Raw genomic sequence first — 14,527 nt, forward strand, 5'->3', positions numbered from 1 at the left:
TGTATTGATCACCGCAACCCGGAGGCTTGATCCAACCCAAACATGACATTCATGTTTTGAATGGCGGCACCACTTGCGCCTTTGGCGAGGTTATCGATTGCACAGATCAAGACGATTCGATTTCCAGCGGCCCGCGCGGTCATCTGCACATGATTGGTCATCGATACATGCCCGGTCGCTGGCAAGTGATCCACCACATGAACAAATGGCTTGTCTTGATAAATCTCATTCCAACACTGGTGAATCATAGGCACCAGTGTTTCGCCAGCGTCACCCTTGCCACGGACGTAGATGGTGGACAAGATGCCACGATTCATCGGCGTCAAATGCGGTGTAAAGACCACCTCAATCGGCTCTCCAGAGATTCGTCCGACCAAGTCTTCGATCTCTGGTTGATGACGATGCTGGCCAACCGCATACGCCGCAATGGATTCGTTGGTTTCACAGTACAGCGTGCCAACTTTGGCACTTCGGCCCGCGCCGCTGACGCCGCTTTTGCTATCCACAATGATATCGTTTTGCTCAATCAATCCCGCTTTAATCAGCGGCGCCAACGGCAAGATGGCGCTGGTGGGATAACAACCTGGATTGGCCACCAGATCCGCTGTGGCGATTTCATCAGCAAAGAACTCTGGCATACCATAGACCGTGCGACCGACACGTTGTGGCCAGGGGTGCGTGACCGAATACCAGGATTCATAAACCGGCAGTGACGACAACCGAAAGTCGGCGCTAAAATCGATCACGCGGACACCCGCTTGGCAAAGCAGCTGACAGGTTTCCGCAGAAGCTGCATGAGGCAGACAGCACATCGCTACGTCGCAGCGTTTTGCAATCGATTCCGGGTCAAGCTTTTCAAGCTGACAATCGATCAACCCCGCCAGAGAAGGATGCACTTGTGAAATCTGTTTCCCAGCATCGGCGCGCGCCGTTGCCAAGACCAGGTTGGCATCGGGGTGGCCGACCAATCGCCGTGCCACCTCCAATCCTGTGTATCCTGTCGCGCCCACCAAGGCAACTTTTACAGACATCAATCGCTCTCTAATCAGTTCTGAGTTCTATCATGGTCGAGCAGACATCACCAACGCGCTGGCGGCTCAATCATGAAGCCGGCTGACGGTCCGGCGCTAATCCAAGCATACCTTGCGGGTTCAATCTGCCACAGGCTTTTCACTGCGAAAGCAAATCGCGATGGCTGAGGTTCAATCGAAAACCCTCAACATCGCCTCGCCTCGACCACCGCTCAACGCCATCCACTCTATTTGGGAACCGCCCACTGCGGCGTCCCAAACCAGTCGTGCATTTCTTTGACGAAGGGCTCAACCACTGCGTCAGGCTCCATCAAGTGACCACGATCACCTGTCTCCGCCGTCCACGTCTCTAGGGCCGAACGCATTCGAGCCAACACCAACTGCACGTCAGGGTCGGTCGAAGCCGCCAAGTTCTTCGTCTCGTGTGGATCGGCCTTGGTATCAAAGAGCATTTCGTCCGGAAAAGGTTCCATCAAGGCAGCCGCGTCGCCAGAAAGCTTGCCTTGCTGATGCAATTGTCGCATCAACGGTTTGACCAGGAAGCACTTTTCCTTGTACCGATTCAAGGTTGGAAAACCTGCACCGGGAGTATGATTTCGCACGTAATGGTAACGCTGGTCATGCACACTGCGCATGCGAATCACGGTTTCATCAATGCGGTCTCTGGCGGCAAAGGCGTACGCTCGGGGTTGATCTGCATCGGCCCCTAGGAAGACTCGGCTCTGCATGCCTGCAGGAGCCGTGATGCCAGCGAACTGCATGGTGGTCGCGGTCAAGTCAAGCAGGCTGACCACGCGATCACTGACCGACTGTCGACGTTCCTGTTCAGTCAACACGGGAAAGTTTTTCGCATCGCGAACGATCAATGGAACTCGCAGCCCCTGGTCAAACGGCCAGTGAATTCCGCGCGCCGTCAGTCGCCCATTGTCAGCAAAGAAGACCACAATGGTATCGTCATCCAGACCGTCCTTCGCCAGACGCTTGAGAATCTGACCGACACGCACATCGGCTCCACTAATGGAGTTCAGGTAGCGAGCCCATTCCTGGCGGACAACCGGATGGTCTGGATAAAACGGTGGCGGAGTGACGTTCTGCTCGGTGGCAACTTGCGGATGCCATTCTTCGCCAACCCACCGCACGCGTTGCTTTTCAGCGCTCTTGCGATCGTAAATGTCATACTCAGCCTCGGGCAAGTTGATCTGTGCAAAGAAAGGCTGATTGCCTTTTAGATCATCCCACTGCGCGCCATCGTACAACGTTCCTTCGTTGACGAAATTCAAATCCAATTTCCCGGTGCCAACCCGCAAGTCGCTTAAGTGCGTGATGTTGGCCGTGTAGTAACCTACATCCTTCAAACGATGGGTCAGCGGCTGAATTCCCGGCGGCAATTTGAAGTCATCATCACGGTGCGAACGCATGTTGTGCGTGTCGGTCGTCGTTTGATACATGCCTAACATGAAGCAAGACCGACTGGGCGCACAAACCGGTGAAGTCGCAAATGCGTTGGTGTAGCGAATCCCTGCGGCTGCCAAGCTATCCAAGTGAGGCGTCGCGACATTCCGCTGGCCGTAACAACCCAAGTCGTTGGAGAAATTCTCACCGACGATCCACAGAATATTGGGCCGCTTTTCCTGTGCAGAACCCAGCGAAGTAAAAACAACGCCGGCAGCAAACAGCGCAAGCGGACGAATGAAACGCGTAAGAATGTCCATCTGATATTGGCAACTCCAGTCGTGACGGGATAGATCCTCACCACTATAACTGAAACCATCAAACGCTGTGTCGACGCCGGTGCCTGAAGCCGGTGCCTGAAGCCGGTGCCTGAAGCCGGTGCCTGAAGCCGGTGCCTGAAGCCGGTGCCTGAAGCCGGTGCCTGAAGCCGAACAGCCCCGCGATTGAGACCCAACCGTTAGACGAAACGGGCTCAGGAAGCCTTGGGACTCCCAGGGCCCCCGGCGCCACGTGACATCCGTACGCCTCTATTGAATGCGGTACAGAGCGTCGGCAGTCCGAACCAACAATCCACCATGACTGACGGCAAAGGAAGCCAAAGTCCGTTCATTCAGATCATTTTCAGCCACTTCCTCTGGTTCACCCGCAATGTTCATCACCGTGGTCACCCCCGCTTCGCTGGTCATGTAAAGGTGATCGCCGGCGAGCAACAAAGACGTCGAGAAGTTTCCACCGATGCGCTCCTTCCATTCCATGTCTCCGGTCTTGGCATCAAAGCAAACCGCGATGCCATTATCGCTCAGCTGATAGATTTTGCCTTTATAGCCAATCATCGAGGGTGTCTTGGCAATCGACGTATCGGTTTGCCAAACCACATGGCTGTCGGTCACGTCACCTTCGCCGGTGGGATCAATCGCCAACAAGCTGGCTCGGTCGTATCCTGTCGAAACAAAAACCAGCCCAGCGTGATAAATCGGTCGAGGCACAACCGAATAGCCTTCATATTGAACGCGCCAGATTTCCTGACCCGTTGTCGGTTCGATTCCCTGAACCACGTTGCTTCCTGGCAGCACTAACTGTTGCTTGCCGGCGACTTCAAAGACAGCGGGCGTGCAAAATGAAAAGTGCCGTGGAGCTTCAACATCACGCTGGCATTGCCAAGCAATCTGGCCGGTCTTGGTATCCAGCGCAGTCACTTCACTGATCTTGGCACCATCGCGTGAAAAGATCATTCGATCGCCAACGACCACGGGGGTTCCACCATTGCCGTGAACCGGTTTGTAGCCCAGGGAATCATTTTCCCAAATCACGTTCCCAGCCAAGTCCAAACAGGCTGTGCCTTGATGACCGAAGTGGACATAGAGGCGTTGACCATCGATCACAGGTGTTGGGCTGGCGTGCGAATTCTTTTTGTGGATTCGAGCGGCTTGTGTGCTTTGAACAAACAGATCAATGCGTTTGGTCAAAGCCCCCGTTGCCTCATCGACCATCAAGACCGACAAGTCATAGGCAGCGGGCTTTGGTTTGCGCGGAGCATCCTCTTCTTCTTCGGCGGGTTTTTCCGTCGCGGGTTCTTCACGCTTGATCGCTGCGGTTAAGTAAACCGTGCCGCCGGCGACGACTGGGCTGGACCATCCTTCGCCTGGCAATTCGGTCCGCCACTGGACCGACTCGTCCTGAGACCATTGGGTGGGCAGCGGTCCCGCAACCACTCCATCGCCGTGAGGGCCGCGAAACTGAGGCCACTGAGCCATTGATGTAGAAGGCAGAGCGGTCATCAACGCAGTTGACAGTAACGACAAGCCAGCAAACCGATTCAACAGGTCACGCATCTTAGCTGCATCCAGTAATTGAAGGTCAAAGTTCATGCCCAATAGCCTAACTCGAACACTGGTGCCGTTGCACCTTGGAGAGCGAGAAAATGCCGCGCGAGTAAAAATCGCCTGTGCAAAAGAAAATCCCTCTCTCGGCAGCCGAGAGAGGGATTCAGGATTGTTCCGTTGCGTTTTGCGAAAACGCCTTTACGATTCGTCAGATGATCCAGAGTCGTCCCCGTCGCCAACAGCAGCGGCAACCGGTTCGGCGGGCTCATCGCCACCGCGCGACTCGCCAAGGAATTCCAAGCGAACCACCTTCACTTTGTTACCGTCGGCGTCAACCATCTTGCCATCGTCTTTGACGGTCACATCTTCAACAGCCACGATGTCACTGTTGGAGTTCTCTAAAATGCCTTTGACGACGATGGTGTCTTTGCCTTCAAAGGTTCCTCGCAGCAATTCCTCACTGAGCGGATCTTCGATACGTTGTTCGATCGCACGACGCAGCGGACGGGCACCGTAATCCAAATCGGTACCACGACGGATCAAGAAGTCCTTCGCTTGGTCACTCAATTCCAATGCCAGACCACGATCGGACAAGCGTTCGCGAACCTTGGACAATTCAAAGTCGATCACCAATTTCAAGTCCGGTCGCGTCAAGTGACGGAAGATGATGGTGTCATCCAAACGGTTCAGGAACTCAGGTCGGAAGACACGTTCAATCTGCTCCATCACGCGTCCTTTCATGGAATCGTAACTGGCATCGTCATCCACCTTGGCGAATCCGAATCCACCACCGCTCTTGATCGCATCGGCACCGGCGTTGGTGGTCATGATCAAGATCGTGTTGCGGAAGTCGACGTTGCGACCAAAGGAATCAGTCAAGCGTCCCTCTTCCATCACTTGCAGCAGCATGTTGAAGACATCGGGGTGAGCTTTTTCAATTTCGTCGAACAAGACCACCGCGTAGGGGCGACGACGAATCTTCTCGGTCAACTGACCACCTTCTTCGTAACCAACGAATCCCGGAGGTGCACCGATCAGACGGCTGACGTTGTGCTTCTCCATGTATTCGCTCATGTCGATGTGCACCAACGCATCGCTATCGCCGAACATGTATTCAGCGAGCGCTTTGGCCAACAAGGTCTTACCAACACCGGTCGGTCCAGCGAAGATAAAGGAGCCGGTTGGGCGACGTGGATCTTTCAAACCGCTGCGACTGCGGCGAACAGCCTTGGAAATCGCCGTCACGGCGCGATCCTGGCTGACAACACGCTCGTGCAGTTCGTCTTCCATCTTCATCAACCGCATGCTGTCTTCGGTTGACAGACGAGTCAGCGGGATGCCGGTCATTTTACTGACCACTTCAGCGATCACTTCTTCGTCGACAACACCATCGGTTTGCTGACTTTTCTCGCGCCAATCCAGTGTGATCTGCTCTTTCTTCTTCTTCAGCTTTTCAGCTTGATCACGAAGATTGGCAGCCTTTTCAAAGTCTTGACTGGCGACCGCGTCCTCTTTTTCCTTGTTCAAGGTTTCGACTTCTTCGTCGATCTCTTTCAAGTCTGGTGGACGAGACATGGTGCGCAAACGAATCCGTGCACCGGCTTCATCGATCACGTCGATGGCCTTATCTGGCAAGCAACGCGCGGTGATGTAACGTTCGCTCATCTCAACCGCAGAAACCACGGCATCGTCGGTGATTTGCACTCGGTGGTGCTCTTCGTAACGCTCGCGGAGGCCTTTCAAGATCGCGATGGTCTCTTCTTTGCCCGTTGGCTCAACGATGATCTCTTGGAAACGACGTGCCAGTGCGTTGTCTTTCTCGATGTACTTGCGATACTCGTCCAAGGTCGTGGCACCAATGCACTGGATCTCACCACGTGCAAGAGCCGGCTTCAAAACGTTCGCCGCATCGATGGCACCTTCCGCTCCACCCGCACCGACCAAGGTGTGCAATTCGTCAATGAACAGAATCGTGTTCTTGACCCGACGCACTTCAGTCATCACGGCCTTGATGCGTTCTTCGAACTGACCACGGTACTTGGTCCCGGCAACCATCATCGCCAAGTCAAGCACGACGATGCGTTTGTCTGCCAAGATCTCAGGGACTTCACCCTCGATCACCTTTTGTGCAAAGCCTTCCACGATGGCGGTTTTCCCGACACCCGCTTCGCCGAGCAGAACGGGATTGTTCTTCGTCCGACGGCAAAGGATCTGAATCGCTCGTTCGATTTCTTTCGCACGACCAATCACAGGATCCAATTCGCCGTTGCGAGCCAAGAGCGTGAGGTCGCGGCCAAAACTATCCAATGCAGGCGTCTTGCTTTTGCCGCCTTTGCTGGACGAGCTTGATCCACCGCTGCTCTCTTCGCTGCTGCGTCCGCCGCGTTCACCGACCTCTGCACTTTCAAGTCCATGGCCGAGCAAATTCAAGACCTCTTCACGCACGTCTTCCAACTTCATGCCCAAGTTGGTCAACACCTGTGCGGCAACGCCCTCTTGCTCTCGCAGCAAACCCAGCAAGATATGCTCGGTGCCGACGTAGCTGTGATTCAAATTGCGAGCTTCTTCCATCGAGTATTCGATGACTTTCTTTGCCCGAGGCGTTTGCGGCAGCTTGCCCACAGTGACCATGTCCGGCCCGCTCTGAACAAGCTTTTCTACCTCCATGCGAATCTTGCGAAGATCCACATCAAGGTTCTTCAACACGTTGGCGGCAACGCCACTGCCCTCTTTGACCAAACCCAACAAGATGTGTTCGGTCCCGATGTATTCATGGTTGAAACGCTGCGCTTCCTGGTTGGCGAGTTGCATCACCTTGCGAGCGCGATCGGTAAATCTTTCGTACATAGTTTTCTCGTTACCCGAGGGTTATTCCCAACGTTGCCAAACATTGGTTTCGTTAGGCCGGTCCATCCGCCAAATCCGCTGGCTCCATCTATTACTATCCAACGAGAGTCATCTTTGGACAGTCGTGATTAATACGGTTTGAGGAAAATTAAATTGCTTTTGACAATCATGACACTGCCAGCATGGCGAATCTTACGTCAGCCACAGAGCTCTTTGTATCCCAAGCAAACCGTAGGCCATTTAATCAGCCTTTGGCATGAACAGGGCAAACCTTAGGAGAGACCAGACTCCGTTCACCCCGCGGCTGATAGGGTTAGGTCGATTCTATCGGTTTTGGGAAATTTGGGGGATGGGCAGAAGCTCGATTCCGGAGGCTTTTCCAAGCAAGACTGAGCGTGAATTGACCAAATTGCCCAAACGCCTTGTCTCGACACCGTCTGGAAATCTCACGGTTTTCAGAGTTCGCTCAGCATCAAGCCGCTCCGCACAGCACCGATGTCCTCGATGCCCCGAAACATTGACCTTCCCAAAAATAAATCCTGAAAAGCCGCTCGCAGTTTCTGATTGTGGCTCCTCACCCACCCCGCTTTTGAGACAATCTTGCTGCAAACAGCGCACTGCCAAATCGGCAGCGTCATCTGTTTCCAGCAGGCCACCCCCATCAGCCGCCTTGGCGTCGGCCACGACTCTGTGACTGGAACGTTGCGTCAGAAAAAAACGGGGCTAACGGCCAATGCAGACACATCAATCACCGAGGGGTCGCGCGCAAACCGCCGCCGCTAGGCTGCTTTTCGGCTCCAGTGCGTGATAGCCGAATCGTGCAACGTCGACGACTCCTCGGGCTGCTGGCCGCGATTTGCGTCCATGGACAACACCTCGGGCGGGGAATCCTCGGTTTCGCCAGCTTGCTCCTGCGGTTCGACTGCAGAGTCATTCTCCGGCTCATTCTCCGGCTCATTCGGGGCGACGTCTTCTTGGCCTGCGTCTGTGGCCTCGGCCTGCAACTCGAGCCAACGCTGCACGCGTTCCGCCTCGGCCTGGATCTCGATCTCCCAAGCCGCGGCGACTTCTAATCGTTGCAGCTCTTGGATCAGCGCGGCTGCATAGCCGGCTCGGTCGGTATGACGATACACGCCAGAAAGCAGCAACAACGCGGGCGGATCTCGTGGTTCGATCTCTAAGACGGCCAACAAACGAGCTTCTGCAACATCCCACTGCTCCGCCAAAAATGCTTGCTGGGCTTCAGGGAAACAATCAGGCTGCTGAGAGACCTGCCGCGGCTGCAACAGCTCGGGCAGCGCTCGCATGCTTTTGACGGTCCAAACACCCCACATCACGATGCCGATCCACCATGCCGAACCGATTAACCAAGGGTCAACCCAGGTGGGATAAAGATATCGCATCACCAACAGCGCATTGAATGCCAGCGCAAAGCCGATCGCCAGCGGCAGTGCCGACAATCGTCCACGCCACCAGAGCTCGCTGAGCCCCGGCCAAAGACAGGTGAGATAATTGCTTAGATGCATCGAGATCAATGGCTAGAGTACTGCCCACCCTCTAGCAAATGGTGCCATCAAACCGCAAGCACAGTTTTTGCTCACTGGGCTCACTGGGCTCAATTAATGGCCCGATGAACGTCTCGATTGATGGCCCTGCTTAGGCAACTCACTGGCTGCCTGGGCAAACCGAAAACAAGAAACAAAACAGCAGAAGGCTTGTAAGCCGGGTTCTGTCTCGAAATGACAAGCACTTCGATGGCAACCATTTATCTGTGCACGACGATTGCTCGTCGCCTCAATCGCGACCTACCCGAGTGTCATTGCGAAGCGGACAACTTCTGCACCCTGTTTGGTCTAGCTCCGGATGGGGTTTACCAAGCCGACTAAGTCACCTTAGCCGCTGGTGTGCTCTTACCACACCGTTTCACCCTTGCCACGCATCCACCGAAGTGAATCGTTCGGCGGTTTGCTTTCTGCTGCACTTTCCCTAACCTCGCGGCCGGTCGACGTTATCGACCATCCTGTCCTGCGGAGCCCGGACTTTCCTCCAGTCGACAACTGATGCCAAAGCACCACCGCCAACCAGCGATTGCCTCGCCTTCTGCTATTTTGCATCACTAAGGATGACCGATCCCCGCAGTGGCGGCAAGGTTCACATCAAACTTGCCTGATTCTGGCAGCCCAGCCTGATTCTGGCAGCCCAGAGACGCAAATCACTTTGGCGGTTGATAGATCCACAGGATTTCCGTGCCCTGGAGCGCTGGCTGCAGCGCATCAACGCCGGCTTGATCCACGTTTGTCCGAGTGACAATCAATGTTTTTAAATGGCTCAGCGTTTGAAGCCCCTGAATGCCATCATTGGTCACCTGCGTCGAACCGATGTGCAAAAAGGTCAGCGAAGTCAGTTTTGCCAAGCTCGGGATCGAAGCATCGGTCAGTTCCGTCTTATCGATGTTCAGCCAAGTCAGCGACTCAAGCCCGGCGAGCATCTGCCACGGCCCGTCTGCCACACCACTGGCATACAGGTTGAGCTTGGCTAAGTTCGGGCTCTCCGCCAGCGCGCTGATCGCTTGATTGTCCACACCCTGACATTCGCTGACATCCAATTCAGTCAACTGCTTCAGCGCTGACAACTCCGCAACCCCGTCCGATGTAAACCCCGTCCCAGAAAGCCGCAACTTTTGCAAGTTTGTAAACCCGGCCAAACAAGTGGCAACCGCATCGCTGACATCGGTGTGAGCCAGATACAACTCTTTGAGCTCTGCACAGCCAGAAAGACTTTCAATGCCCTGATCACTGATCGGCAAGAAATCCAAAGCGATGACTTTCAAACCAGACGCCTTGCCAAGGGACGCCACCCCCGCATCGGTCACGGTTGTCTTGCCGTCTTTCCCAGAAAGCTTGAGAGACTTTAGCTTCCTCAAACCTGCCAAGCCCTTGACGCCTTCATCACTGATCGGACAGCCTCGCAAGTCTAGACTTTCCAGTGTCGTGACGGTGCCCAAGGCAAGCAGATCTTCATCCGTGATTGCCGAACCAGACAGAACCACGCTACGAAGTTTCCGCAGTTGACCGAGCGCCGCGAGCGAAGGCGGCGCGGACTGATCTCGCAATTGAAACGAAATCACACTGCCTTGACCATCACGCTTAACCGTCGCTGCCGAAAACAGCGTTTCATCAAACGGTTCCGGGGCAACAGCCACGCTGCCAGGATCAGCATCGCCAGCATCCTTTGCGGCATTGCAACCAACAAACATGGCAGCCAACACAAGCAGCCAACCAGACATCCATTGCAATTTCAAAATCCGGCTCATGAAATGATCCACAGGTGAAGAAGACTTGGTGAAACGGACAGCGCCCGCGGGAAAAGAAAAATTCAACAAACAACCACCCAACGGAACGACGGACAACATCGCCCAGCGGTGCCCTCAAGCTGGTGGCGCCCTCAAGCTGGCGGTCCATCATACACCTTTCTCTTTAGGCGCGTGATGGAAGGGATGCGGATCATCAGCCGATTGCTGGCGATCTGACAAGGCTCACAGGAGGGAGCTTCAGGGGCGGGCTCGCAGCGACTACAATGCTCGCCGCTTGGTTGCACAGCATGTACAACGGCGGCGCACGCACCAACCTCTTCGCTCCCTCGATTCGGCTGATGATTTTAACCTTCCAATTCCGCAGCCTCCCCTTCGACGAGATTGATGCTGCCAACGAAGTCGCCAAGTGGCTGCGACAAGGTTTCACTGAACTGGACGTGATCCAAGATTGCGGTTCGCTGACCCGAGATGACGAGGCGCTCGTGCAAGTCGTCAAAGCGTCTGGAGATGGCCATCAAATCCTGATTCAGATCGCCAGTGACTCATGTAACTTGGCGACCAGCAGCCTTGCCGAAGAAAGCGATGCATCAGGCAACGATCTGACCCAACTGCACGTGACCTGGCTGACCTGGACCGACCAAGTGGTTCTGTTAATCACCAAAGCCTCGGAACAAAATCAAATCGCTTGGCACGTCAGCCATCAAATGGAACCAGAGCTGGGGATTGTCCTGCCGGGGCAACCAGCAAACGATCTTGTCGACAACATGATGATGTCTCTGCAGGTCGCCCAGTCACTGGCAGAGATCGACATCGAAGAAGATTCCCTGGATAACGAATCCCTGGAAGAATTCGACGAACGGGATGAGATCGACGACGACATCAACCTGTTGTCACAGCAGGCGGATGACGAACAGAACTGGTTCAATCCGCTGGAGAGCGAACCGAAGTTCATCCGCTTTGAAGAATGGGATTGATCACGGCCAGCGTGTGCAGTGCGATTGAGACGCGGGGCTTGCTAAATCAGTCTGTCCCCGGGGTGCGCTGCCAAACGTTGTCAGCAGCGCTGGCTCATTCAGCAAGCCCTTCATGGGAAGGCACGCTTGCAGCATGACACAAGCGTGATTCCTCGCCTAATCACAACGTTTGACCGGTCGACTGGTCAGGAAATCACTTGACCACCAAGTTCACCAGACGGCCTGGAACGGCAATCTTTTTGACAATGGTTTTGTCACCCAGCAAGCTTTTAACTTTGTCATCTGCCAGGGCGGCCTCAATCATAGCATCGACGACGGCATCAGGCGGCAATTGAATCTTTGTCTTCACTTTGCCATTGAACTGCACTGGCACTTCGATCGACGCTTGAACCAACGCGGCTTCGTCATAGCTCGGCCAAGTTTGATTGGCAATGCAGCCATCCTGTCCCAGAATCTTCCACAGTTCCTCACACAGGTGAGGCGCGTAGGGAGACAACAGGATCAGGAAGCTTTTCATCGCTTCGATCGGGCGACTTTCCTGACGCGTGAAAAAGTTGGTGAACTCCATCATGCGAGCAATCGCCGTATTGAAGCTCATCTCATCGGTATCTTCGGTGACCTTTTTGATCGTTCCGTGCAGCATCCGGTTTTGTTCTTCGTCGCAGGGCTGATCGGTCAACGCTGACTGCAAGACCAGCTCGTCCTGCTGGTCATCAACAATCATTCGCCAAACGCGATCCAAGAAGTTCCGCACGCCGCCCACGCCCGCCATCGACCAGGGTTTGGTCGCTTCCAATGGCCCCATGAACATCTCATACAACCGCAAGGCGTCAGCGCCATATTCGTTGACAACGATATCGGGGTTCACCACGTTCCCGCGGCTTTTGGACATTTTGTGAGCCCGGCTTTCGACACGAACGGCAGGATCACTTTTCAAGACAAAGTTCTCCCCTTTCTTTTCGACCAAGTCATCAGCGATTGCGACCGCAGTCACTTGCCGCCCATCCTTGGTTTCGCGACCACCGTCGGCGGCTTTGCGAACCAACTTCGCACTGACAAACTTGCCGTCCTGGTCCTGGTAACCCGAATACTCGACCTCGCCCAGAATCATGCCTTGATTGACAAGTTTCAAAAACGGTTCCGCCGTCGTCACATGCCCGCGGTCATGCAAAACCTTGTGCCAGAATCGCGAGTACAGCAAGTGCAGCACGGCGTGCTCGGCACCGCCGACGTACAAGTCAACGCCCATCCAGGCTTGTTCCTTTTCGGGATCCACCAAGGCTTGTTCGTTGTCAGGATCAATGTAACGCAGGTAGTACCAACACGATCCAGCCCACTGAGGCATGGTGTTGGTTTCACGTCGATAGCGTTTACCATCAAGGGTGACATACAGCCAATCGTCATCCGCCTTGGCCAACGGCGGTTCGGGGCGTCCGTGCGGCTTGAAATCGCTTAATTCCGGCAAACGCACAGGCAATTCACTGGGGTCCACGCCTCGCATCGCACCGGTGGGATTGCCTTCGGAATCCAGTTCATGCAAGATCGGAAACGGTTCGCCCCAGAAACGTTGACGACTGAACAACCAGTCACGCAATTTGTAGTTCACCGCCTCCGTCCCCAATCCATCTTGACTCAACGAAGCGGCAATTTTCGACTTCACTTCAGGCGTGCTGAAACCGTTCATTGGACCGCTATTGATGGCTTGTCCCACGGCCTGAAAACAGGCTTTGCCCGCCAAAATTTCGTCTCGATTGGGCAGATCTTCAGGCGGATCAACCACCGCGATCACGGGCAGTTCGTACTTCACTGCAAAGGCAAAATCGCGTTCATCATGAGCTGGCACCGCCATAATGGCTCCGGTCCCATAGCCAGCCAAAACATAGTCAGCCACCCAAATCGGAATGGGCTTTCCATTGACGGGGTTGATGGCATGAGAACCGGTGAAGACACCCGTCTTTTCACGATCACCTTCGGTGCGTTCACGATCACTTTTAAACGACGCCTTTTCGCAATACTCCTTCACCGCAGCGGCTTGCTGGTCGCTAGTCAGTGACTCCAACATGGGGTGTTCAGGGGAGACCACCATGTAGGTGGCACCGAACAGGGTATCGGGCCGCGTCGTGTAGACTCGCAAGGCGTCACTGCCTGGCTGAACCGGAAACTCGGCCACACTTCGCTGACTCTTCCACGCCTGGAACTGATCTTCACTGCCAACGTAAAAGTCAACTTCCGCACCGGTGCTGCGGCCGATCCAGTCGGATTGCAGCTTTTTGATCCCCGTTGGCCAGTCCAGATCCTCCAAGCCCTCTAGCAATCGCTCAGCGTAATCAGTGATTCGCAACATCCACTGACGCAATGGAATCCGTTTGACGGGGTGCCCACCGACTTCGCTTTTTCCATCGACGACCTCTTCGTTGGCCAGCACGGTTCCCAATTTCGGGCACCAATTGACCAAGGCATCATCCAAGTAAGCCAGACGCTTGCTATCGACATATTGGCGAATCGCCACATCGCCTTGCTGCTGGATTTCAGCCGGGATGGGCAACTCACTGATCGGACGGCCCTTTTGTTGATCCGTGTCGAACCAGGTCTCAAACAGCACCAAAAAAATGAATTGCGTCCAGCGGAAATACTTTTCATCGGTCGTCGCCAACGCACGGTCCCAGTCATAGCTGAAACCCAGCATTTTCAACTGTCGGGTGAAGTTATCGATATTGGACTGGGTTTGAATGCGTGGATGTTCGCCGGTCCGAATCGCGTGTTCTTCAGCTGGCAATCCAAAGGCATCGAACCCCATGGGATGCAAAACGCTCTCGCCGCGCAGACGAGCAAATCGCGAGACAATGTCCGTCGCCGTGTAACCTTCGGGGTGCCCAACATGCAAGCCATCACCACTGGGGTAGGGAAACATGTCCAGCACGTAGCGTTTCTTACCCGTTGGCAGATCCGGCGTGGCGAAGGTCTGATTTGCTTCCCAATAGGCTTGCCAACGCGGTTCGATATCGGCTGGGTTATAGCGAGGCATGTTGGTCGATCTGTCTGGGGGGTGGAATCGGGTTCGGAAACACGGACATCAGGACCGGAGAA

Annotated in this window: 8 protein-coding genes and 1 other RNA gene; 1 reads left to right on the plus strand and 8 read right to left on the minus strand. The window is 54.7% G+C overall.

Annotated elements, in window-relative coordinates; translation table 11 throughout:
• Positions 1–8: 8 nt before the first annotated feature.
• The 7 genes from argC to SV7mr_RS19860 form a co-directional block, all read right to left on the minus strand.
• Complete coding sequence (argC, locus tag SV7mr_RS19830) at positions 9–1,031, minus strand: N-acetyl-gamma-glutamyl-phosphate reductase (RefSeq protein WP_145275986.1); 1,023 nt, start codon at positions 1,029–1,031, stop codon at positions 9–11.
• A 227-nt stretch (positions 1,032–1,258) separates the two neighbouring features.
• Positions 1,259–2,743 carry a sulfatase family protein gene (locus tag SV7mr_RS19835; RefSeq protein ID WP_145275988.1) on the minus strand — a complete coding sequence of 495 codons (1,485 nt, stop codon included), beginning with the start codon at positions 2,741–2,743 and terminating at the stop codon, positions 1,259–1,261.
• A gap of 267 nt (positions 2,744–3,010) precedes the next feature.
• A complete protein-coding gene (locus tag SV7mr_RS19840; protein ID WP_419187647.1) occupies positions 3,011–4,351 on the minus strand; it encodes a PQQ-binding-like beta-propeller repeat protein in 1,341 nt (446 codons plus the stop codon).
• Positions 4,352–4,504: 153 nt separating this feature from the next.
• Positions 4,505–7,153: an ATP-dependent Clp protease ATP-binding subunit gene (locus SV7mr_RS19845; RefSeq protein ID WP_145275990.1), complete on the minus strand. Its 2,649-nt coding sequence runs from the start codon at positions 7,151–7,153 to the stop codon at positions 4,505–4,507.
• 779 nt (positions 7,154–7,932) lie between these two features.
• Entirely contained in the window at positions 7,933–8,679 is a 747-nt protein-coding gene (locus SV7mr_RS19850; protein WP_145275992.1) for a hypothetical protein, read from the minus strand.
• A gap of 176 nt (positions 8,680–8,855) precedes the next feature.
• An RNA gene (rnpB, locus tag SV7mr_RS19855) (RNase P RNA component class A) lies at positions 8,856–9,257 on the minus strand.
• A 108-nt stretch (positions 9,258–9,365) separates the two neighbouring features.
• Complete coding sequence (locus SV7mr_RS19860; RefSeq protein WP_419187648.1) at positions 9,366–10,466, minus strand: leucine-rich repeat domain-containing protein; 1,101 nt, start codon at positions 10,464–10,466, stop codon at positions 9,366–9,368.
• Positions 10,467–10,804: 338 nt separating this feature from the next.
• On the opposite strand from SV7mr_RS19860, the gene SV7mr_RS19865 reads away from it, so the two are divergent.
• Positions 10,805–11,440: a hypothetical protein gene (locus tag SV7mr_RS19865; RefSeq protein WP_145275996.1), complete on the plus strand. Its 636-nt coding sequence runs from the start codon at positions 10,805–10,807 to the stop codon at positions 11,438–11,440.
• Between the two features lie 193 nt (positions 11,441–11,633).
• On the opposite strand, the gene leuS is transcribed toward SV7mr_RS19865, so the two are convergent.
• Positions 11,634–14,465, minus strand: a complete 2,832-nt coding sequence (gene leuS / locus SV7mr_RS19870) for a leucine--tRNA ligase (protein WP_145275998.1) — start codon at positions 14,463–14,465, stop codon at positions 11,634–11,636.
• Between the last annotated feature and the right edge of the window lie 62 nt (positions 14,466–14,527).

The sequence above is a fragment of the Stieleria bergensis genome, from assembly GCA_007745635.1.
Lineage (GTDB): Bacteria > Planctomycetota > Planctomycetia > Pirellulales > Pirellulaceae > Stieleria > Stieleria bergensis.

What these genes read in the sequence shown, in the direction of transcription:
- argC (WP_145275986.1), bottom strand. Translation starts at nt 1,031, where the DNA reads ATGTCTGTAAAAGTTGCCTTGGTGGGCGCGACAGGATACACAGGATTG.
- SV7mr_RS19835 (WP_145275988.1), bottom strand. Translation starts at nt 2,743, where the DNA reads ATGGACATTCTTACGCGTTTCATTCGTCCGCTTGCGCTGTTTGCTGCC.
- SV7mr_RS19840 (WP_419187647.1), bottom strand. Translation starts at nt 4,351, where the DNA reads ATGAACTTTGACCTTCAATTACTGGATGCAGCTAAGATGCGTGACCTG.
- SV7mr_RS19845 (WP_145275990.1), bottom strand. Translation starts at nt 7,153, where the DNA reads ATGTACGAAAGATTTACCGATCGCGCTCGCAAGGTGATGCAACTCGCC.
- SV7mr_RS19850 (WP_145275992.1), bottom strand. Translation starts at nt 8,679, where the DNA reads ATGCATCTAAGCAATTATCTCACCTGTCTTTGGCCGGGGCTCAGCGAG.
- SV7mr_RS19860 (WP_419187648.1), bottom strand. Translation starts at nt 10,466, where the DNA reads ATGAGCCGGATTTTGAAATTGCAATGGATGTCTGGTTGGCTGCTTGTG.
- SV7mr_RS19865 (WP_145275996.1), top strand. Translation starts at nt 10,805, where the DNA reads ATGATTTTAACCTTCCAATTCCGCAGCCTCCCCTTCGACGAGATTGAT.
- leuS (WP_145275998.1), bottom strand. Translation starts at nt 14,465, where the DNA reads ATGCCTCGCTATAACCCAGCCGATATCGAACCGCGTTGGCAAGCCTAT.